21 protein-coding genes are annotated in these 19,822 nt (G+C 66.9%); 3 read left to right on the plus strand and 18 right to left on the minus strand.

Annotation, left to right across the window (positions count from 1 at the left end):
• Position 1 precedes the first annotated feature (1 nt).
• The 3 genes from ispF to ACFFJD_RS15935 are packed head-to-tail and all read right to left on the minus strand — an operon-like array spanning position 2 to position 1,652.
• Positions 2-466, minus strand: a complete 465-nt coding sequence (gene ispF / locus ACFFJD_RS15925) for a 2-C-methyl-D-erythritol 2,4-cyclodiphosphate synthase (protein ID WP_382365922.1) — start codon at positions 464-466, stop codon at positions 2-4.
• A complete protein-coding gene (gene ispD, locus ACFFJD_RS15930) occupies positions 463-1,167 on the minus strand; it encodes a 2-C-methyl-D-erythritol 4-phosphate cytidylyltransferase (protein WP_382365972.1) in 705 nt (234 codons plus the stop codon). Before ispD ends, ispF begins: the two co-directional genes overlap by 4 nt.
• On the minus strand, positions 1,164-1,652 hold the full coding sequence (locus ACFFJD_RS15935; RefSeq protein WP_382365924.1) for a CarD family transcriptional regulator: 489 nt from the start codon (positions 1,650-1,652) through the stop codon (positions 1,164-1,166). The genes ispD and ACFFJD_RS15935 overlap by 4 nt, the downstream gene beginning before the upstream one ends.
• A gap of 229 nt (positions 1,653-1,881) precedes the next feature.
• Between ACFFJD_RS15935 and ACFFJD_RS15940 the strand changes: the two genes are divergently transcribed.
• Positions 1,882-2,616: a copper-binding protein gene (locus ACFFJD_RS15940; RefSeq protein WP_382365926.1), complete on the plus strand. Its 735-nt coding sequence runs from the start codon at positions 1,882-1,884 to the stop codon at positions 2,614-2,616.
• Positions 2,617-2,639: 23 nt separating this feature from the next.
• Entirely contained in the window at positions 2,640-4,040 is a 1,401-nt protein-coding gene (radA, locus tag ACFFJD_RS15945; protein WP_382365928.1) for a DNA repair protein RadA, read from the plus strand.
• Between the two features lie 13 nt (positions 4,041-4,053).
• Here the strand turns inward: radA and ACFFJD_RS15950 are convergent, their stop codons facing one another.
• Positions 4,054-5,802: an HNH endonuclease signature motif containing protein gene (locus tag ACFFJD_RS15950; RefSeq protein WP_382365930.1), complete on the minus strand. Its 1,749-nt coding sequence runs from the start codon at positions 5,800-5,802 to the stop codon at positions 4,054-4,056.
• Between the two features lie 218 nt (positions 5,803-6,020).
• Between ACFFJD_RS15950 and ACFFJD_RS15955 the strand changes: the two genes are divergently transcribed.
• Complete coding sequence (locus ACFFJD_RS15955) at positions 6,021-6,524, plus strand: hypothetical protein (RefSeq protein ID WP_382365932.1); 504 nt, start codon at positions 6,021-6,023, stop codon at positions 6,522-6,524.
• Between the two features lie 19 nt (positions 6,525-6,543).
• Here ACFFJD_RS15955 and ACFFJD_RS15960 read toward each other — a convergent pair whose 3' ends face one another.
• The 14 genes from ACFFJD_RS15960 to ACFFJD_RS16025 all read right to left on the minus strand — a co-directional run bounded on the left by ACFFJD_RS15960 (position 6,544) and on the right by ACFFJD_RS16025 (position 18,825).
• On the minus strand, positions 6,544-7,842 hold the full coding sequence (locus ACFFJD_RS15960; RefSeq protein WP_382365934.1) for a 5-methylcytosine restriction system specificity protein McrC: 1,299 nt from the start codon (positions 7,840-7,842) through the stop codon (positions 6,544-6,546).
• 26 nt (positions 7,843-7,868) lie between these two features.
• Positions 7,869-9,710: an AAA family ATPase gene (locus tag ACFFJD_RS15965; protein WP_382365936.1), complete on the minus strand. Its 1,842-nt coding sequence runs from the start codon at positions 9,708-9,710 to the stop codon at positions 7,869-7,871.
• A gap of 168 nt (positions 9,711-9,878) precedes the next feature.
• Positions 9,879-10,940: a DUF6670 family protein gene (locus ACFFJD_RS15970; protein WP_382365938.1), complete on the minus strand. Its 1,062-nt coding sequence runs from the start codon at positions 10,938-10,940 to the stop codon at positions 9,879-9,881.
• A gap of 95 nt (positions 10,941-11,035) precedes the next feature.
• Positions 11,036-11,689 carry a TetR/AcrR family transcriptional regulator gene (locus ACFFJD_RS15975; protein WP_382365940.1) on the minus strand — a complete coding sequence of 218 codons (654 nt, stop codon included), beginning with the start codon at positions 11,687-11,689 and terminating at the stop codon, positions 11,036-11,038.
• A 78-nt stretch (positions 11,690-11,767) separates the two neighbouring features.
• Positions 11,768-12,166 (minus strand): hypothetical protein, encoded by a 399-nt coding sequence (locus ACFFJD_RS15980; protein WP_382365942.1) that lies wholly within the window; start codon positions 12,164-12,166, stop codon positions 11,768-11,770.
• 84 nt (positions 12,167-12,250) lie between these two features.
• Complete coding sequence (locus ACFFJD_RS15985) at positions 12,251-12,775, minus strand: PaaI family thioesterase (RefSeq protein ID WP_382365944.1); 525 nt, start codon at positions 12,773-12,775, stop codon at positions 12,251-12,253.
• A gap of 88 nt (positions 12,776-12,863) precedes the next feature.
• Positions 12,864-13,655 carry a hypothetical protein gene (locus tag ACFFJD_RS15990; protein ID WP_382365945.1) on the minus strand — a complete coding sequence of 264 codons (792 nt, stop codon included), beginning with the start codon at positions 13,653-13,655 and terminating at the stop codon, positions 12,864-12,866.
• A gap of 96 nt (positions 13,656-13,751) precedes the next feature.
• On the minus strand, positions 13,752-14,723 hold the full coding sequence (locus ACFFJD_RS15995) for a hypothetical protein (RefSeq protein ID WP_382365947.1): 972 nt from the start codon (positions 14,721-14,723) through the stop codon (positions 13,752-13,754).
• On the minus strand, positions 14,716-15,327 hold the full coding sequence (locus tag ACFFJD_RS16000) for a signal peptidase I (RefSeq protein ID WP_382365949.1): 612 nt from the start codon (positions 15,325-15,327) through the stop codon (positions 14,716-14,718). The genes ACFFJD_RS15995 and ACFFJD_RS16000 overlap by 8 nt, the downstream gene beginning before the upstream one ends.
• 4 nt (positions 15,328-15,331) lie before the next feature.
• Positions 15,332-15,976: a SipW-dependent-type signal peptide-containing protein gene (locus tag ACFFJD_RS16005; protein WP_382365951.1), complete on the minus strand. Its 645-nt coding sequence runs from the start codon at positions 15,974-15,976 to the stop codon at positions 15,332-15,334.
• 14 nt (positions 15,977-15,990) lie between these two features.
• Positions 15,991-16,884 carry a signal peptidase I gene (locus ACFFJD_RS16010; protein ID WP_382365952.1) on the minus strand — a complete coding sequence of 298 codons (894 nt, stop codon included), beginning with the start codon at positions 16,882-16,884 and terminating at the stop codon, positions 15,991-15,993.
• Positions 16,881-17,432 (minus strand): hypothetical protein, encoded by a 552-nt coding sequence (locus ACFFJD_RS16015; protein ID WP_382365954.1) that lies wholly within the window; start codon positions 17,430-17,432, stop codon positions 16,881-16,883. The genes ACFFJD_RS16010 and ACFFJD_RS16015 overlap by 4 nt, the downstream gene beginning before the upstream one ends.
• 20 nt (positions 17,433-17,452) lie before the next feature.
• Positions 17,453-17,965, minus strand: coding sequence for an alternate-type signal peptide domain-containing protein (locus ACFFJD_RS16020; protein WP_382365956.1), 513 nt, complete (start codon positions 17,963-17,965; stop codon positions 17,453-17,455).
• A gap of 173 nt (positions 17,966-18,138) precedes the next feature.
• Positions 18,139-18,825: a hypothetical protein gene (locus tag ACFFJD_RS16025; RefSeq protein ID WP_382365958.1), complete on the minus strand. Its 687-nt coding sequence runs from the start codon at positions 18,823-18,825 to the stop codon at positions 18,139-18,141.
• Between the last annotated feature and the right edge of the window lie 997 nt (positions 18,826-19,822).

A 19,822-nucleotide genomic window follows, 5' to 3' on the forward strand; every position in this document is an offset into this window, starting at 1 on the left:
TCTACTTCAGCGCGACGAGGGCTGTGGCCACGGCCGCGATGCCTTCGCCGCGGCCGGTCAGGCCCAGTCCGTCGGTGGTGGTGGCCGACACCGACACCGGCGCGCCCAGCAGCCCGGACAGCAGTCGTTGCGCTTCGTCGCGGCGGGGTCCGATCTTGGGCCGGTTGCCGATCACCTGCACGGCGCCGTTGACGGGCGCGAAGCCGTTCTCGTCGAGCAGCGCCGTCACGTGCTCGAGCATTCGGGCACCGGTCACCCCGGCCCATTCGGGTCGGTCGACGCCGAACACCGAGCCGAGGTCGCCGAGGCCGGCCGCCGACAGCAGGGCGTCGCACAGGGCGTGCACGCCCACGTCGCCGTCGGAGTGCCCGGCCGCGCCGTCGTCGTCGGGGAACAGCAGCCCCACCATCCAGCACTCGCGACCGGCTTCGATCGCGTGCACGTCGGTGGCGATACCCACTCTCATGAATCCTCAACTCTCGCAACGGAATCGACCAGCAGCAGCTGCGCCAGGCGCAGATCGAACGGGGTGGTGATCTTGAAGGCCAGCGGATCGCCGGGCACCACCTGCACGGGGACGCCGAGGGCTTCGACCAGCCCGGCGTCGTCGGTGGCGTCGCCGCCGTCGGCATGGGCACGACGCAGCAGGTCGGCGTCGAAGCCCTGCGGGGTGCCGATGGCGCGCAGTTCGGCGCGGTCGGGGGTGTCCAGGACGGTCTCGGCGTGATCGACGCGCTTGAGGGTGTCGGCCACGGGCAGTCCGGGGATCACGGCGCGGGCGCCTGCGTCGAGCGCGGCCACCACCGCGGCGAAGAGCGCGGGCGGGGTGAGGGCGCGGGCGGCGTCGTGCACCAGCACGAGTTCGGTGTCGGTCCCGGCGGCGGCGAGGCCGGCGCGGACGGAGTCACTGCGTTCGGCGCCGCCGACGGTGACCGTCACGTCCGGGCGGGACCGGTATTCGGCGGTGATCTGCTCGGCCAGGTCGGCCGGCACGATCACCACTACCTGATCGACCACCCCGGAAGAGAGAGCAGCGGACACGCTGCGCTGCAGCAGTGTCCGCTCTCCCAGCTTCACGAATGCCTTGGGAATGGGCAGCCCCAATCGGGTGCCCATGCCCGCGGCGGGAATCAGGGCGACGACGCGCCCCGAACGATGCGACGTCAGGACGCCGCAGCCAAAATCTGATCGAGAATCGTGTCGGCACGCTCACCGTCGGTGTTCTGTGCCAGCGACAGCTCGTCCACCAGCACGCGACGCGCGCGCGTCAGCATCCGCTTCTCACCGGCCGACAGGCCGCGGTCCTGCTCACGACGCCACAGGTCGCGCACGATCTCCGACACCTTGATGATGTCGCCGGAGATCAGCTTCTCCTGATTGGCCTTGAAACGGCGGGCCCAGTTGGTCGGCTCCTCCGCATGCTCGGCGCGCAGCACCTCGAACACTTCGTCCAGGCCTTCGGCACCCACCACGTCGCGCACACCGACGTATTCCAGCTTGCTGGAGGGGATCTGGACCGTCATGTCACCGTCGGCAACCTTCAGGACCAGGTATTCGATCTCTTCACCCTTGATGGTCCGAACGACGATGTCTTCCACCCGGGCTGCACCGTGGTGCGGATAGACCACGGTGTCGCCTACTTTGAAATTCAATGCTCCATGCCCCTTTCGAGTGACTCCAGTCTAACACGCGCGCGTCGACGGAGTTCCCGACGGCGCAGGTCAGGGCACTGACCACCGTTGCGGAAAATTCCCGCCGGGCCTTTTTCTACCCAATCTGGCCACCCCGTCGGACTTTTGCGGCACTCGACCACTACGCTGCGTAGTGAAGCGTCATGCGGAGCCGTAGCGTGATGCGTATCGAACCTTTCGGAGGATTCAGGTGTCAGCCTTCACTCGGACCACCCGCCGCATCGCCACCGGCACCGCGATCAGTGCGCTTGGCCTCGCGGTCGCACTGGGCACCACCGCGTGCAGCTCGGGCAAGATTTCGCAGACCAACAACCAGGAAGCCGCCATCAACGGCGCCAACGGCACCCTGTCGCTGGCACCGGGCGAGCAGCTCGACGGCCAGACCGTCGACCCGGGCTCGATCGCGATCCGCAACCTGCAGATCATGTACCCCAGCAACAACGCCGACCTGGTCTTCGACGAGGGCGGCCCGTTCAAGCTGGTCTTCACGATCGCCAACGACAGCGTGATCCGCAAGGTGAAGCTGACCGGCATCACCGCGGTCAAGGGCAAGGTGGAGTTCATCAACTCCGCGGGCGCCCGCTCCACCAACCCGGGCGACGCCGGCCTGATCGGCCCGAACACCGCGCTGAACGCCGGTGTGCCGTCCAACCTCAGCACCGACGAGGCCAAGGACGACGGCATCAGCCGCATCGACGCCGAGCTGACCGGCACCGGCGACACCGTCACCGCCGGCCTCAGCACGCCGCTGACCCTGCACTTCGAGATCTACGACCTGGAGACGGGCGCCGACGGCAAGCCGCGTAACGCTCCGATCGCCAAGAAGTCGATCACCATCACCACCCCGGTCGACGGCACTCCGCTGCCGGATCGTCAGGATGTGGTCCGTGACGTGCAGCCCCCCGCCGGCGAGGGCGGCCACTGATCTCACCGGCCCAGCGGTAACGCATGGCCAAGGTCAAGGCACTCTTTCGCTGCGCGGCCTGCGGGCATCAGGTCCCCAAGTGGGTGGGCCGCTGCCCGGATTGCGGTGAGTGGGGTTCCATCGAGGAGGGCCTGCCGCCGGTCGCGGCGAGCGGCGCCGCTTCGGTGGCCCCGCGCAGTCCCGCGGTGCGCATCACCGAGATCGACGCGAACGCCGCGGGTGCCGTTCCCACCGGAATCGGGGAACTCGATCGCGTCCTCGGGCGCGGTGTGGTCCCCGGTTCGGTGATTCTGCTGGCCGGCGAGCCGGGCGTCGGCAAGTCGACGCTGCTGCTGGAAGCGGTGAAGCACTGGGCGCACGCCGGACGCACCGCGCTGTATGTGACGGGCGAGGAGTCGGCCGGTCAGGTACGACTGCGCGCCGAGCGGACCGACGCCGTCCACGAGAACATCTATCTGGCGGCCGAGACCGATCTGGCCACCATCCTGGGGCACGTCGAGCAGGTGCGCCCCACCCTGCTGATCGTCGACTCGGTGCAGACCGTGGTGGCCACCGGCACCGACGGGGTGTCCGGCGGTGTCACCCAGATCCGGGCGTCCACCACGGCCCTGGTGTCGCTGGCCAAGAACTCCGGGGTCGCCGTGATCCTGGTGGGCCACGTGACCAAGGACGGCAATGTGGCCGGGCCGCGGTCGCTGGAACATCTGGTGGACGTGGTGCTCTCGTTCGAGGGTGACCGCCATTCGTCGCTGCGGCTGATCCGCGGCATCAAGAACCGGTTCGGCGCCTCCGACGAGGTGGGCTGTTTCGAGCAGCGCGCCGACGGCATCCACGAAGTGGTGGATCCGTCCGGAATCTTCGTGCACCAGCACGACAGCGCCGTCGCCGGCAGCGTGAACCTGGTGGCGATGGACGGCCGCCGGGCGATGGTCGGCGAGATCCAGGCGCTGCTGCACAAGACGCAGGCCAACATGCCCCGCCGGGCGGCGTCCGGGTTGGATTCGGCCCGCATGTCGATGATGTTGGCGGTGGCCGCCAAGCACTCCAACATGCCGACGTACGACCAGGAGGTGTACGTCTCCACGGTGGGCGGCATGAAGGTGACCGAACCGGCCGCCGACCTGGCGATCTTCCTGGCGTTGAAGTCGTCGTTCACCGACAAGCCGATCCCGCACGGCACCGTGGCGATCGGCGAGGTGGGCCTGACCGGCGAGATTCGCCGGGTCTCGTCCACCGCTCGACGCGTCGCCGAGGCCAAGCGGCTGGGCTTCACCCATGCGGTGATTCCGGCCGGGACCGACGAGGACATGCCGAGCGGTATCCGGGTGAGCAAGGTGTCCGACCTGAGCGAGGCGCATCGGGCGGCGTCGTTCGCGTCGGTGCCGAAGTCGCCGCACCAGGACCTCGGGGACGCGCCCTTCTGAGGCGGAACCTCGATTAGAACGGCGGCTCGCCGTAGTCGTCGATGATCGCTGCGAGCGCGGCCTTCTCCTGCTGCCGGACAGCCTCTTCGGCGAGACGCCGATCGTGGTTGGCCTTGCGCTCGGCGCGACGCCGCGCGTACTTGGCCGCGGTCCGAGGACGGGCCCGCCGCGGAGCATCCTCGACGGTGCCGCTCGCGGTACCTACCGCGTGCTCGCCGGCGAGCTGGTGGGTGCAGCGCAGGTAGGCCAGTCTCGGGATCAACCACTGGTTCGGCGCCAGCACCTCCACGGTCTGCCCCATCGGGGTGGTCACGCTCGAGTGGTAGCGACCATTCGAGTCGATCCACAGGTCGTCGACGAAGCCCTCCAGATTTGTTTTCACCAAATGGTGATAGCGGCACTTGGGAAGCAGATTGCAAACGCAAGTGGGGCCGCCGAGGTCGGGTCGGACGTTGTCGAACTCGGCCACATGGTCCAGATCGCACGCGAACGCCGCTCGCTCGCAGCCCGGGATGGAGCAGGTGCCCCAGAGGAAGCGCGCGATGAGGTCGGTGAGCAGATTCGGCCGGTACGGGTCGCTCGGCAAGGCGGTCTTGGCGATCACCGCGGCGGGTTCGCCGCCGTTTCCGGCGGGTGGCCGTGGGTCATCGCCCCGGCGCTCGTCCGGGGTTTCGGGGCGGGGTGCTCGTCGGTGCAGCGCCGCCTCATCGGGGCGCTCCGCAGTGTCGGATGCACTCGCAGGGGCGGGTTCGAGTAGATCGTCGAGGCGATGCTCGTGGATCACGGCGTCACCGCGGGCGGCGATCTCTCGCACATGCGCAGCCGAGATCGGCCCGTGGCCGTCGAGGTAGCCGCACTTGTCGCCACCTTCGAGGGTGGTCGCGTCGCAGAGGACGTGCACCACGATGCGGGCCGCGCGGGCGTCCAGTTCGACGTCGCTGATCTGCGCGGTGCAGCCGTCGCTGTCGCAGGTGCAGCTGAACTGCCTGCGCTGCAGCAGTGCGATCGCCGCGTCCGAGCGCGCTTGAGTCTTGGTGCGGGGGTCCTCGGGGCAGCGGCCGGCGATCACGGCGTCGAGCATCTGTCGCACCAGGCGGACGTCCTCGGCGGTCGCGGTGAGGAACAGCTGCGCCATGCCGTTGTCGAGGTCTTGGAAGCCGACGCTGCGGCCGGCCTTCGCGTTGTCGCGTTCGCGACGCTCGGCGTCGGGGTCGTGCTCGGCCACCATGCGGCGGGCCATCTGACGGGTCTTGGCCACCGACAATGCGGTGAAGCCGCCGCGGAGGCCCAGGATTTCGGCGGCGATCAGCTGGTCCAGGCGGGCCATGATCGCCTCATCGGTCACCAGCGCGGTCTCGGCGGCGATGTTGTGGAAGCGGACGCGGTCGATCAGCCCGATCCGCATCGTCGAGAAGACCGTCGGCAGACGATCCCGCGCGTCGAGGGCATCGTGGAGTAGGGCTTCAGCGAAGTAGTTGGTGCTTTCCAAATTCATCTGCAGTTCCAGCGCGGTCTGGGCCTCGAGGTCGAGCACCGACCGCTGGACGGTCGCGACGTTGGAACGCGACGCGCTTACCCGCGCGAACACCGACAGCGCCAGCCGGAAGAGCTGCCAATCGAGGAAGCAGTGCCCGTTCTTGGTGGCGGTGAGCGCCGCGAACACACCCTCGGCGGGCAGAGTCGACAGCTCGGCGTCGCGAGCAGGGAGTCCACAGTCGGTCAGATCCGCGACATGCCAGGTCGACGAGGTAATCGTCGCCATGTCTACTCACCTCCCCCAGCGAACCGGAGACACCTATCTAGATCTGGTGTTCTAGCTAAATGTTACTCCCGCCTACGACAAGAACGAGCGCTCACACCAGCTTGTGGAAAAGTCGCGACTACCGCTGGGCGGGATTGCCGCAGTGCGGGCGGTACGACTCGACGGGGTCGGGTCAGGGGAGCATTAGTGAGATTCAAGCGCCATGACAGACTCGCCGTATGCGGAAACTGCTCCTCCCTGTCGTTGCCTTCGGACTGCTCGTGACCGGTTGTTCATCTGAAGCGTCCGACGTCAGCGCCCCGGCGGAGTCGAGCGCCGTCTCGGGTACGTCCAGCACGCAGCCCGCCGCAACGACGAACGAAGTCGCGAAAGCAATTCAAGCGAAGATCCCCCAGGCTACGAAGGTTGTCGAGATCACCGAGGAGAACGATCCCAACAACCTCTTCGGTCGACCGACCGGTTACTCACAAGCGACGATAATCGTCGATAAGCGCGCAGATTGTGATGCAGGACTTGGCGTCGACTGCGGGGCGGTCATTGAGCTCTGGCCTTCCGAGGCAGCGGCGAACAAGCGGATGGCGTACATCCAATCGATCCTCGAGGACAGTCCGATCTTCGGATCGGAGTACGACACGGTCAACGGCCCGATGCTCCTGCGCGTCACTGGGAACCTGAAGCCGTCAGCAGCGAAGGCGTACGAGCAGGCTTTCACCGAGCAATAAGCAGGGCTTGAGGCTCACCTCACCGCTGGTCGAGCCACGCCCTGAGATTGTCGACGCACGCGGTCCGCTCGGTGGGGAGCGTCTGGAACCAGAGTCCACTGTGGTCGGTCTGCCACGGGCTGTTGCGTTCCTGCATGGACACCCCGTCGCCGAATACCCCGTCGCCGGCCACCTCGGGGTAGGCCAGCGCGGCGATCGGCGCCTGAAACGTGGTGGCGTAGGCATGCAGTTGGTACAGGTCTTCGCGGTCCACGCCGCGTCGGCCGCCGAGCTGCTTGTACTTCGCGTCGAGCACCGCGTCGATCGGAGTCTCCCCCACCAGCACATCCGGGTACAGGTTGCCGATGGTGCGCTGCGGGTCCACCGCGGAGCGCGCGAGGTGACCGGACACGTGCTCGGTGGTGCCGTGCCGCACCGGCCGCTCGGTGGCCAGCCCGACGCAGTGCAGCACGAACATCTCCCACAGCTCGGCCACGTCGATCAGCACGCCGTGCGTGGAGTCGTCGGCGGCGTTCACGCGCAGCGGGTCGTCGTTCAGGATGCGCCACGACAGTTCCGCGGCACGACGCCACTTGAGCGTGATCGGGCTGTAGCGGGCGGTGCGGATCTGGTGCAGCGTAGGCATGGCGGGCCGGGCACCGGCCGCGTTCCGCAGCACCGTCATCTGCTCGTCGAGGCGGGTGCCGCGCCACCGGTCGCCGGCGAGGCGCTGACCGAAGTACCTGTCGGCCAGCAGCACCGCGCGGGCCGGAGCGTTGTCGTAGCTGCGCACCACCCGGGTCGATACCACGTCGCGATGCCCACCCGCACGACGGCGCGCTGCCGCCGCCACGTCGAGCCTCCCCCGCACGGCCAGTCCGGTGGTGCTGACCTTGGTCGGAGTCCGCGGCAGCGCATGCTGGCCGGCGGTGAGCACCGACGCCCGCCACAGGGCGGCCAGGAGTTGGGTCACCACCGTGCCGGTTTCCGTGGAGTGTGCCGCCGCGTTCGGGAGTACCTGCACGTTGAGGATGGTGCCGATCCAGCCGGTGATCACGTCGGTACCCAGCCGCGGGCGGATCTCCAGCACCCGGCCCCGATGGCGGATCTCGCCGACGTACCGATTGGCCCGCCAACCGTCGACGTCGCGGGTCAGGATCGGCTCGATCGTCGGCTCGTGATCGCCGCGCAGTTGCATGTTCAGCACGAACGGCTCGGCGGAGAGTTCCGCGATCTCGGCCAACCATCGCTGCTCGTCGTCGGTGGGCCGACGTTCCCAGAACGCCTCCGAGGTCAGATCGTCGATCACCAGGCGCTCGGCCGAATCATCTTGCGGCACAGCCTTTCCCACCCCCTCGGCCATGGTCAGCCGGCCGGGCGGGACAGCAGCAGGTGCTTGAGTTCTTCGGGTTCCTCGGCGCGCCGGTCCGAGCCGGCCAGGTACTGCTCCAACACCGGCCGGATCGACAGGGACCACAGCGAGTTCAGCGGCACCAGCGGCTTCCCGTTGCCGTCCCACAGGTACTTGCCGCTGCCCCGGCCGTGGCTCTTGTTCCGCCATGCGCGGCCCACGAAGTACGGCAGGTCGGCGAAGACGGCGGCACCGAGTTCGTACTCCGGCCCCAGCTCGGGCAGTTCGCGGATCCGCGCGTTCAATCCGGTGACGCACGCGGCGAACTCGTCGAGCTGCGGCCTCGCCGCGTCCCAGTCCACCGGCACGTCCTGCTCACGCCACTGCGCCGCCCAGATCGAGTAGAGGTCGGCCTCGTCGTAGGGCGTCGCGAACCAGAAGAAGCGGCGACGCAGCGCGAAGTCCAGCGCCTCCACCGACTGGTCGATCTCGTTCATGGTGCCGATGATGTACAGGTCCGAGGGCATGCTGAACCGGATCGGCTCCCCGTCGTCGCCGTCGGCGAACAGCTCCAGCTCGGTGTCCCGCTTGTCGCGTTCCATCGCACTGAACGCCTCGCCGAACATGGTGCTCAAGTCGGTCCGATTGATCTCGTCGAGGATCAGCACGTGCGGCAGGGCGCGCTCGCCCAACTCCGCCCGCTCGACGCGCATGCGGTTCACCAGCCGCGGCAGCGCACCGAGCTGGTGGGTCGTGCCGCCGTCGGCGTCGAGACGCAGGCCCACCATGAACTCGGCGTACCCGTACGACGGGTGCATCTGCAGCCGCGTGACGTTGGCGGCCACCGCCCGGTCCGCCCGCTCCAGATCGTTGAAGTAACCGCCCACACCCCACCGCTGCACGGCCGCGGTCCTGATCAACGTCTCGGCCAGCCGCATCGCCCGGTAGGTCTTGCCGGTGCCGGGCGGGCCGTAGAAGACGATCTGCTTCTTGAACGCCACCGCGAACGCCGGATCGTCGGCGTCGTCGTCGACGGATCGGCTGACGGGGCGCCAAATCGGTTCCAAGTCCGCGCCGTAATAGTCGCGGCGGTCCTCACCCCAGTCGGGCAACCGTTGCTTCAGCGCCTGCCGGATCGAGTACAGCTTCTCGTCCTGGCCGGCCTCCGGGCCCGTCGAGTCGAGTTCGGCGAAAGCCCTGAGTATCAAGGCCTTGTGATCGTTCGACGCGATCCGCTCGAAGTACTCCGGATACAGCAGGTGGCACACCAAATGACGCATCGCGTCGCTCTGCCGCTCCCCCTCCTCGGCGAACCGCACAAAGCCCCACGGGTCGTCGTGGAGGAGTGCGGCCCGCTCTGCCGGAGACTTCTCCTTGATCCGCAGCACCAGCTCCATCAGGTAGCCGACGTGCAGGTCCTGGCGAGAGTTGTAGTACTGACCGGCGTTGGCGACCCCGCCGCTGAGCACCTCGTACACGGGGCTGCCGCTGTTCACGTGCAGGTCCGGGTGGTCGGACCCGATGGTGGCGTTGATCATCTCCACCTTGCGGTCCCGGCCGACAGCGACCGTCGGCAGGTAGTACATCAGCAGGCACTCGGCGGCCAGCAGCCGCACTTCGACGCCGGCGCCCTCCAGTTGCAGCTGCCACTTGCTCGCGAAACGGCCGCCGCCCTCGGCACCTTCCAGAAGGTTGCCCCAGAACCGGTTGTTCAGTTCGACGAGGCGACCGTGCGCCCAGACGTCCGGGTACTGCTCGGGATACAACAGGGACGCGTCGCCGATGAGCGACCCCTCCCGCCAGCGGGTGCAGAGAGCGTCGAGTCCCGCGCGATCGGATTCGTGATGAACTGCCACGACCCGATCATCTCACCCGCGTCCGACATTTCGGCTGCTCACCGACGGCCGTGATGAAGCAGGGCGGCACCCCGCCAGACGGCCCTGCACAACATGATGTGCACACCATGTTGTGCAGAGACGACCGGCAGGCCCCGTCGAGCGGGACCCGCCGACCGAACCCGACCGCTAGTAGCGCAGCGACCGCTCGCGTCGTCCGCCGCGACGATCGATCCACTCGATGTAGCCGCACCCGTCGATGTCGCAGCCCCGGAAGCGGCCCGTGTACTGGTAGCTGCCGGCGTAGCCCGCGGCCATGCCGTAGGCGTAGTCGTCGTTGGCGACGCCGCGGATCACGATGAGCTCGTTGCCGTGCTCGTCGTCCACCGCCCACTCGAACGTCCGCGGCAGACGCATGGGCACCCCGTCGGGCGTGGTGACGGTCGGCAGGTACTCGTGCACGCGGTGGCGATATCCGCTGCCGTAGGTGTGCGAGCTTCCGTCGAGGCTGCGCACGTAGACCAGCCGCTGCAGCGGCACTCCCCCGAGGCCCAGCACCTCGACCATCAGCACCTGCGTCTGCGCGTCGATGTTCAAGATCTGGTACGTGAACAGCCGCATAGGGATCGGGACGTCGGTGCGGCCGCGCGCGTACTCCCACGTGCACAGCCCGGACGTCACGATGGGCTCGGCGGCCCCGGCCGGCCGGAAGGTGCCCTCGTATTCGCAGAGAACGCTCCAGTGGTCGTACAGGCCGGGAATGTGCACGAAGTGGGAGATGGCGCGGGACGGGCGGATGGTCAGCTCGGCCTCCAGCCCGTCGGTGGCCGCGGACATCTGCAGCTTGCCCTGCGACCGTGTGATCGTGAGGCCGTCGCCCACCGCCAGCCGACTCCGATCCGGCGGGGTGTCACAGTCCTTCGAGATGCTGTAGGCGGTGAAGTTGTCGCGCGAGACGGCCGAGCCGAGAAGCAGCCAGGCGGTGTCATCGGGCTCGTGCGGAGTCAGTTCCGGCGCCGCGAAGATCGGCACGTTGGTGGCGGTCCCGAAGATGGAGATCATGTCGAAGAAGCGCACCGGCTCCGGCAGGCCCGGGACCATGATCCCGTAGTGAACCACCTTCCACCCGCCCTCGGGCAAGTGCTCGGGCACCTCGTCGGAGTAGCCGCGCCGATTCGCCGGCTCGATGCGGTTCACCACTTTGTAGGTCAGGAGATCCCACACCTTTGCTCCCAGGTCGGCAGCCGACATCCTGTGCCCCTTTCCGTTGACCGACAGGTGCCGGGGAGGCAGGAGCCGTCGGTCGGCCCCGCTTCCCACGGCAACCGACCATATATGACCGTCGGTCATATCGAAAGGTTCGGACCTCCGGGACCATCGTCGACGACGCCGCCGCCGCCGAGCATGCTCGCGAGGAGGGCGAGGATCCGCCGGATCCGGTCGGCGGTCTGGTCGGCCGACTCGGCCGGGTGCCGCATCGACCAGGTGACCGAGGTGGTGACGATCGCGAGCCAGAACTGCGCCAGCAGCCGCTCGTCGCCGCCCTCGTGCGGGGCGTCCGACGAGGCGACCAGCTCGGCCACCGACTCGACGCCCACCACGGACACGGCGCGTCGATAGTGGTCGACCAGCTCGAACTCCTCCATGCCGGGGTGCACGCTGGTGTCGAACATGATGAGGGCCCAGTCGGCGGGGCTCTGCTCGATGGCCCGCAGGATCGCGGTGATGGTCCCCACGGCGCGGTCGGCGTAGGTGCCGCGCTGGGCGCTCACCACGTCACCGAGGATCCGCTCGCCGGCGGCGCGAACGCACTCGCCGTACAGCGCACCCTTCGACGTGAAATAGCTGTAGACCAGCGGCTTGGTCACGCCGGCCTGCGCGGCGATCGCCGCGACCGACGTATTGGCGTATCCCTGCTCCACGAACATGGCACTCGCGGCAGCGAGGATGGCCGCCATCCGCTCGGCCTTGGGCACGCCCTTCGTCCCTCGTCCTGACATACGACGATTCTCCCCCGCCCGCGCTCGGCCGTCGCCCGGGGGCCGAGACCGCCCGAAGCGGCCTCGCGGGTGCGGCCGCTACTGCGGGATGGAGGCCGGGTCGTCGGCGACGATCCGCCAGTTGATCCGGTCGTCGACCACCGACACCACGGTGGCGGTGTACGGGTACCACTCACCGAGGATCTGCACCTGGCACGCCTGGGTGTATCCGATGGTGCCCTCCAGGCCTCCATCGCAGCGGATCTCGGGCAGATTGTTCGGATCCTTGGCGAGCTGCTTGGCCGAGTACTCCTCCACCGTCTCCTTCGGCAGGCTCAGCTTGCTCGACTTCTCCGTGAACGAGACCTTGGTGGAGAACGCCGGCTTCGACGAGTCGGGGCTGCCGCCCACCTGCACGCTGGCCGAGCAGCCGGTGACGGCCAGCGCCGCTCCCGCCAGCCCCGCAACCAGCACCTGACGCACCCGACGACTGTTCATGACCGGTTCCTCCTGGCAGCAGTTGGTTGCTGACAGTATTGACCCCCGGCGGTGTTTTCTCAGGGAAACTTCAGATTCGCCGTCTTACGGGCGTGAGAGCGACGCCGAGTCGGCGTACTTGCCGAAGTGTTCCTTCAGATCGATCTCGATGAAGATGGCCGACGCGGAGGCGACGATCTCGGTCGGGTCGCCGAGGTGCGCGGTGGCCCGGACGAACACCTTCCGACGTTCCTTGGCGACGACCTCGGCATTGAAATGCAGCGTGGTGCCGATGGGGATGGGTTTGCGGAAGTCCACCTGCAGGTGCCCGGTGACCACGGGCGTGCCGATGATCAGCGGCGTGGTGCCGAGGACTTCGTCGAAGGCCGCGGTGAGGACGCCGCCGTGGATCACGCCGGGCCCGCCCATCATCCACTTCTCCACCGTCATCTCGGCGGTGGTGGCGAAGCCTTCGCCGGCGTAGACGGTCACGTGCAGACCGCCGGGGGCGTCGTCGCCGCAGCCGTGGCACAAATTGTGGTGCAGACGGAACGGTTCGCCGGGTGCCGGGGCCTTCGGATGACGGCTCATCGGATCTGACACGTCCGGGATGCTGAAACTGGTGCTCACCTCACGTGACGATAGTCCATCGATGCCACCGGCCCGGATTCCGTCGGTGTCGACGGAATCCGGGCCGGTCAGGCAGTGCGGAGGACTACTACTTCTTGTCCTCGTCCTTGTCCTTGTCGCCACCACCGACGCCGCCGATGATGCCGCCGATGATGCCGGGCAGCAGGTCGTTCAGCGAACCGGCGCTCGACAGCTGGCCTTCGGACGAGCCCAGGCCGGCCATATCCATGGAACCGAGGATCGCTTCACCGGCATTCGGCACCTTCACGGTGGTGCAGGCGGTCATGTCCGGCATGTTCACGTAGCCGAGCGGAGGCTTCGGCGTTGCCTGGAACGCGGCACCACCGCTGGTGAGCTTGGTACCCGGAAGCACCTTCGAGGGAATCTCGTAGGTGTACTCGGCCGTGAACGCCCTACTGGAGAACACCGCCCAACCGGTGTGCGAAATCTTCCAGCGGTCGCCGTCAGCCTTGACCGCACCCGGGGAGATCGGGGTCTCTTCGATCAGGCCACCAAAGGCGCCACCGCCACCGAGAATCCCGCCGATCAGCGTAAACGCCTTGACCTTGACGGTCGGCTTCACACCCTTGAGTGCGGTCGGAGGCGTATCCCACACATCCTGGACGTAGGGATTGCCGGCACTGTTGGTACTGAGCGAGAGTGCGTAGGTCACCGTGCCGCCAGCCACGGCGCGACCCTTGACGGCCTTTTCGAAGCCGTAGTCGACAACGAGGGTGTACTTCTTGGTCGACGAACTCTTGCACGTGGCAGCGTCCGCGGTGCCGACACCGGTGGTGGTGGCGACGCCGGTGAGACCGCCGCCGAGGACAGCCGCGGAGGCGGCGACGCTGATCAAGCGGCGCGAGATAGTGCGTGACATGGGGTAGTGCTCCATTTCTGGTGAATTAGTGTCGAATTCGACGGCCGAAGGACTGCGGATTCGCACATACGTGGAACCCGACTGGTCAGCGCAGGTTTACTTCTTGGCGCAGGTCGTGGTGTCGACTTCGTAGACAGAGTTGCCGTTCTGAATCGAGACCTTGTTATTGCCGACGGCCGGCCTGTCGCCTTCCTCCAGCGGAACCGAGCAAACGGGGTCAGTGCCACCGTCGTGGAAGACCCCCAACTCGCGTCGGTCTCCCGACACCCGGATGGCGATAGTGATCGTAGGTTCAGCCTGCGACTCCGCGGGCGAAGTGGCCGACGGGGCTTCGCTGGTCGACGGCGCCTCGCTACTCGGCGGAGCTTCGGCGCTGGACGGCGCTTCGCTGGCTGACGGTTCCGGACTCATTGAAGGCTCTTCACTCTTCGAAGGCAATGCAGTCTCGCCCGCAGACTTGGACGGATCAAACGCTCGATTCTGCGTGTTCCTGCTGTAGTTCTTTTGTGGCTCCCACGCCGCACTGTCTTCCCACGCATCGACATTGGGTGCGTCCGTGAACTTTGACGAACACTTCGTATACACCCCTGAACTGGCGTATACCGACCAGCTGAGGTAGCCGCTCGACATGATTCTTGTTGCATCCGTGGCACCACTGGCAACGTTGACCGTGTAAACCCTGACACGATCATCTCCCGCACTACTGGCCCGATAACGGTACGACGTGTCGGTCGTAAAAAAGTCAGCGCGTACGTTTGAGGGGTTATTGTTGCGGAGCACCAACACTCGATATTTCATGCCGGCAATGGCCGGCCAGCTAAATAGGGCTGCGGTGTTTGCTTTTCCTGCGTCATAGTCAGTCTTGCACGTCAGATCTACCAGCGGCGTCGGGAAGAAGTTCTGGCTCGCAATCTGCGACACCTGGGCCGTGGTTTCATCTGTGGTCCCGGCGAGGGTCGCGGTGGTCTGGACCACGCCGACCACGGCGAGCGCCGAGGCGCCGCCGATGGCCATCATCGCCCGCTTGGACGGCAGTTTGCCGCGGATGGTGGAGAAGAGATTAGCCACGGTGGGCCTCCTGGAGCTGAGCCTCGCCGTCGGCGGGCTGGTCGGTTTCGGAGTGGGGTGCGCCGAGGGGCGCAGCGGTTTCGGGTTCGTCGGTACCCGGACGACGCAGTGGACCGAAGGCGAGCATGAGCAGTGCACCGGCCAGTACGCCACCAAGGAAGATCGCCGTCCGACTCGAGAGCCAAGCGGCGACGTAACCGAGGCCCGGGACACTGGTGATCACCCGGTCGGCTTCGGTCACCACATACGGCGACCCATCGGCGATCGGATTCGCGTCGCCCTTCAGGGTGAGCGAGACGGCGCCTTCGCCGGCCGGTTCCACGGCTATTACGCGGTGGGTGATCCGGGTACCCGAATCGTTCTCGACGCTCACGACGTCGCCCACGCGGAGGTCCGCGGCCGGCACGGTGCGCGCCAGTGCGAGCGATCCCGTGGTGATCTGCGGAGCCATGGAGCCCGAGCGGAACACGAGCGGAGTGATCCCGAAGATCATCGATGCCACCGCCACCACCAGGCAGAGCAGGCCCGCGACGGCCCCGACGTTGAGCGCTAGCTCTCGCCGGGACCGGCGTGGCGCCGTCGCTGCTATGTGCTGACTGGACATCGGATCAGGCCTGGGTCGCTACGAACTGGAAGTCGATCGAGAGCGCCGACATGCGGGCCGCGATCGGCGCGTTGGAATCGAGCGTGATCTGGAAGCACAAGTCGTCACTGTCGCCGACTGCAAGTGTCGGACTGGCCGAGCTGATGGCGACCGGGCCGAGCCCCAGTGCCGTGCCGCCGGCATTGACTGCCGTGCCGCCGCTGCAAGTGGTGCCGACCACGGTGGCGCCCCGATAAACATTCACCTTGAGGTTCTGGGCGAAGGCCGCGGCGCTGGCGTCGCCGTAGCCGGCGGTGCCATTGTCCTCAGAAAGGGCCTTGATCGTGTAAGTGAAAGGCGCGCTGCCGGTGTTCTTGACCGGGAGCTTGCCCGCGAGCGTGGCACCTCGCGCGAGGTTGGTCTTGCTCAACGCAGCGAGCTCGGTCGTCGGACGCTCACCGTTCAGTTCCATCTGCACGTTGACCGCGCTGGTGGAGAACATGCCGGTTGTCGCGACGGCCTGGTCGGACCAGGCGGCAAGGGTGCCGACTGCTCCGAGGCCAAAGACCATGCCGAGGGAGGCGATGGCGCGAGCACGAGTCCAGCCGGTCTCACCGACGAGGCGGCGGACCCGCGACCCCTTGTCCGGGGTGGGAGTGGGAGAAGACATCTGTTCTGCCTTAGTCATTGGATAACGGGTATCGGTTGGGTGATCGCGGACGACGGTTCCGTCGGCGAACCGCAGGTGACGCATTGCGACGTCAACCGCGTGGTGGCCGGCGGAGAAGAACCGGCGGGCTGAGCGAACTCGTGGGAGTGCGGCCCCGGCTGGTACGGCGCGCGGCTCGCCGTGGGCGCGTGTTCACCGGGCGGGCGGGGCGGTCCCACCAGGGGGCCGCTACCGGGAGGCGGTCCGGCCTTCGGCGAACCTTGGTCCGGTGAAGCCTCATCGGGCTCCGGTGTGTCCTTGCCGCGGTCGCGGTAGCTGGAGTACCACATCCACAGGGCATAAGCCCCGAGGCCGCCAGCGATCAGCACGACGAGAATGCTGCGGCTGGAACCGGAGATCAGCGAGTTGATCCGGCCGACATACGGGACCGAGTACCAGAGCCGTCCGCGGATCTGCTCCTCGACCAACTGCACCGCGTCGGCGGTGTTGTTAGCGTCGCCCTTGGTGATGAACCGTCGCACACCGGATGCGTCGTAGACGATGCTGACGATGCGGTGGGTGGTGACCGACGGATTGCCCGACTCCGGCTGAAACGTGATCACGTCACCGGCCTCGAGCTGGTCGCCTGCGGTCGGCTTCACCACGATCAGGGTTCCGGGCGGATAGGTGGGTTCCATCGAACCGGTCAGCACCGTGTAGGCGGTGGAGCCGGTCAGTCGCGGGACCACCACGAGCGCTGCGAGCAGCGCGACGGCGGCGGCCAGCAACGTCCAGGACAAGATGTTCTTGACCCACCACATGGGCGGCGTCGCATCTTCGTCGTGGCTCGTTGCCTTTGCCGACGCCTCGCCCGAGACCGGCAGAGCACCGGTCTCGGCGGTGTGGTGTTTCCCGCGACCGAACATCATGCGCCGCTGACCGAGCTCGCGCCGAAGGTGAAGGTGGCGTTGGAACTCTGCGAGACGCCGGCGTTGTCGGCGATCGTCACGCGCAGGCACAGGACCTCAGTGGTATTGGCCGGCACGGTGCGGGCAGCGGTAGAAGCCTGAGAAGCCGCGCCGTTGTAGAGCACTTCGCCCACGTCCTCGGTCGGGGTGCAGGCAGCTTCATTGGCGACCTTGGCGACGCGCACCAGAAGGGGTGCCGCCGTCTTACCGGCTTCGGCCTGTACGCCGACGCTGTTCAGCTTGTAAGACATCTTCACGTTGCCGGAGTTGATCACCGGCAGCGGCTTCTGGACGCTGTCACCCGGGGAGGCGTCCGGGAGCGTCAGTCCACTCAGATCGAACGCTTTAACACCGTCGCCCACCGAGATGTCGAGCTTGCCGGCGGTGACGGTGCTGGCTCCGCCGCCGGGCACTTCCGAACGCCACAGTGCGCCGGTCTGCTGGATGGAAAAGAATCCCACCAGCAGAACCGCCGCCGCTGCGAGCGCCCATTTGAGTTGGGGCTTCACAATCTTCCCTTACTTGGCCGTTACTGCTTCTGGGTCAGGGTGACCGAGACGCCGGACAGCACGCCGGTCTTGGTCATGGTGTCGTTGTCGGCGCTCGGGCTGAACGTGACCACGGTGCTGACATCGTGGGACGTGGTACCCGGCTGGTTGACCTGCACGGTTCCGCCGCCGGTGTTGGTGGCAGTCAGGGAATTTGCCAGGTCGCCGCTCACGCCGGTGAGGGTCGGAACCAGTTCAGCCTTCAGGTTCTGGCCGACCAGGGTGACGTCATAGGTGGCCGTGTACTGGATCTGGTCGCCGGGAACCAGCTTGATCGCCTCCAAATTGGGGATAGCCGCACCGGGGGTGGTCCCATTGACCCATGCCCAGCCGCCGGTGCCTGCCTTCTGGACGACGTTCAGCGAGCCAGCGGTGATGGTGCCACCGTCGGTAGCTTGGGTGTTGGAGTTCCACGCGGCCATGGTGCCAGCGCCGCCGGCCAGGATGGCTGCGCCGGCTGCTGCGGCGAGGGCGCCCTTGGTGACCTTGTTCATTGATGTTGCCTTACTGTTCGTGGGCGGTCCGGGGGTTCCCGGGACGCTTGAGGGGGGAGGGGTCCGCACCGGTGGTCCGGTACGGACGGGGTGGTTGCGCGTGGCAACCGTCTAAGGCCGGGGAATCACCGAGGGGTTGGTGCGGCCGAAGTCTTTGTTGGGGCGGGCCCGCGTCAGCGGGTGGTGATCGCCGGGGAGTTCAGGTCGATCAGCTGCTTGGACACGCTCGATCCGCTGCCGAGGCTGCCGGTGTCGCCGCACTTCTGTCCGAGGCTGCCGAACAGGTCCACGCCGGCCAGCGAACCGGATTCGCAGTCGCCGCCGCCGTTGCCGCCGCCCGGGGCGACCTCTTCGAGCGAGAACGACCAGCCCGGATTGATCGTGAAGCCCTGGGCGGTCTCACCGGCCGGGATTCCGAGGAAGAGCTTCACTTCCATCGGGACGTTCTTGGTCACATTCTTGGCGGCCACCTCGATACCGAAGTTCCCCGCCGGCGCCAGGTTCTTCCGTACGCCGATCTGCGTGCCGAGGTCGGCGCGGACATACGCCGAGCCATTGCCGCTCACCGACCAATTCCCGGCGTACACCTGGAACTTGGCGGGCTCGTCGCAGACGTTGCGGATCTTGACGCTGCCGTTGAGCACCTCGTTGACCGTGGTCCCGATGTCCGGAATTGGAATGTTCCCGGTCCAATCGATGGCGGCGTCCGCGTCTGTGATCCAGTTGTTGCCGGTCGACGAGAACTCGAGGCAATTGTCAGGAAGGTTGTCACCAGGCGCAGCCTGGGCGCTACCGGCACCCAGGCCGGCGAGTGCGGCGGTGGCGGCGCCGGCGACGGCCAGCGCACCTGCCCGGCGCACGAAGGAAACTTTTGAAACACGCTTTTGCATGATTCGTACTCTGACAGACCCAGTAGCCAGATTCCACGGCTCAGCGGCAAGAAAAGTTGTCCGACGCCATCGAACGTCAAATTTGTGACATGTCTCGCACGGATCGTGCCGCACCGACCCGCACCACCCTCATCGCTGCCGACCTGCACAAACAGCGCCAGAATCGGAACCGAGCCATGTCACTCCAATATAAAACTGTGATCTACGTCACTTCTGAATGTCGGCACAAATTTGACTAATACGGACGGCTTGATCCGGCGAAAAACCACCTCTGCACTCGACAAACGCCAGAGTGGGACGCTAGCGTTCGGGATGTCTCACGCGGGCGTAAGTCCAGGTCAGAACCGAACTGCTCTCCGATTCACTCGCCGGCCCACGCCGGCGGCGATGGAGGGCAACCTTCCGGATTCGATCGACTGCGGCTGCATGAAACACACCGCGTTGTCATGTATCGCACAGGGCGACGCAGTCGGATCAAGGTCCGCATCGGTCTGGTGACGGCAACCATGCCCCACCCGAGCGGGAAGCGCAGTGTTTCCCAAAGCGCGCAAACCGACCGATGCAGAACCGTAATCTGACACAGTCACCCCCCTTCTGAGCCAGGAGTACGTGAACCGTGAAGTGCACACCGCGCCGTACCGCGCCGGTCGCCGTTGACACGACGACGTTCACACATCCGACGTTTTATCGTCACGTGACATCAAACGATGGGCCCACCGGCACAGCCGGACAACCCTGAAGGCGGCGATCGTCAGCGCCTGAACCGGCACAGACCGCCCCTCGCCTTCCGACCCCAGCCCGCCTGACCCCCGACCTGCCGAACCCCCTCGAGGAGATCACCATGACCACCGCCCGCACTCGCCTGGCCGCCGGCCTCACCACCGGCGCAGCAGCCGCGTTCGCACTCGCCCTCGCCGCAGGCACCGCCACCGCGGCCGGCGACAACATCGAGTGGTACGAAGACGAT

Origin of the sequence: Gordonia phosphorivorans (assembly GCF_042432625.1) — a bacterium.
Lineage (GTDB): Bacteria > Actinomycetota > Actinomycetes > Mycobacteriales > Mycobacteriaceae > Gordonia > Gordonia phosphorivorans.

What these genes read in the sequence shown, in the direction of transcription:
- ispF (WP_382365922.1), bottom strand. Translation starts at nt 466, where the DNA reads ATGAGAGTGGGTATCGCCACCGACGTGCACGCGATCGAAGCCGGTCGC.
- radA (WP_382365928.1), top strand. Translation starts at nt 2,640, where the DNA reads ATGGCCAAGGTCAAGGCACTCTTTCGCTGCGCGGCCTGCGGGCATCAG.
- ACFFJD_RS15950 (WP_382365930.1), bottom strand. Translation starts at nt 5,802, where the DNA reads ATGGCGACGATTACCTCGTCGACCTGGCATGTCGCGGATCTGACCGAC.
- ACFFJD_RS15955 (WP_382365932.1), top strand. Translation starts at nt 6,021, where the DNA reads ATGCGGAAACTGCTCCTCCCTGTCGTTGCCTTCGGACTGCTCGTGACC.
- ACFFJD_RS15970 (WP_382365938.1), bottom strand. Translation starts at nt 10,940, where the DNA reads ATGTCGGCTGCCGACCTGGGAGCAAAGGTGTGGGATCTCCTGACCTAC.
- ACFFJD_RS15975 (WP_382365940.1), bottom strand. Translation starts at nt 11,689, where the DNA reads ATGTCAGGACGAGGGACGAAGGGCGTGCCCAAGGCCGAGCGGATGGCG.
- ACFFJD_RS15980 (WP_382365942.1), bottom strand. Translation starts at nt 12,166, where the DNA reads ATGAACAGTCGTCGGGTGCGTCAGGTGCTGGTTGCGGGGCTGGCGGGA.
- ACFFJD_RS15990 (WP_382365945.1), bottom strand. Translation starts at nt 13,655, where the DNA reads ATGTCACGCACTATCTCGCGCCGCTTGATCAGCGTCGCCGCCTCCGCG.
- ACFFJD_RS16000 (WP_382365949.1), bottom strand. Translation starts at nt 15,327, where the DNA reads ATGTCCAGTCAGCACATAGCAGCGACGGCGCCACGCCGGTCCCGGCGA.
- ACFFJD_RS16005 (WP_382365951.1), bottom strand. Translation starts at nt 15,976, where the DNA reads ATGTCTTCTCCCACTCCCACCCCGGACAAGGGGTCGCGGGTCCGCCGC.
- ACFFJD_RS16010 (WP_382365952.1), bottom strand. Translation starts at nt 16,884, where the DNA reads ATGATGTTCGGTCGCGGGAAACACCACACCGCCGAGACCGGTGCTCTG.
- ACFFJD_RS16020 (WP_382365956.1), bottom strand. Translation starts at nt 17,965, where the DNA reads ATGAACAAGGTCACCAAGGGCGCCCTCGCCGCAGCAGCCGGCGCAGCC.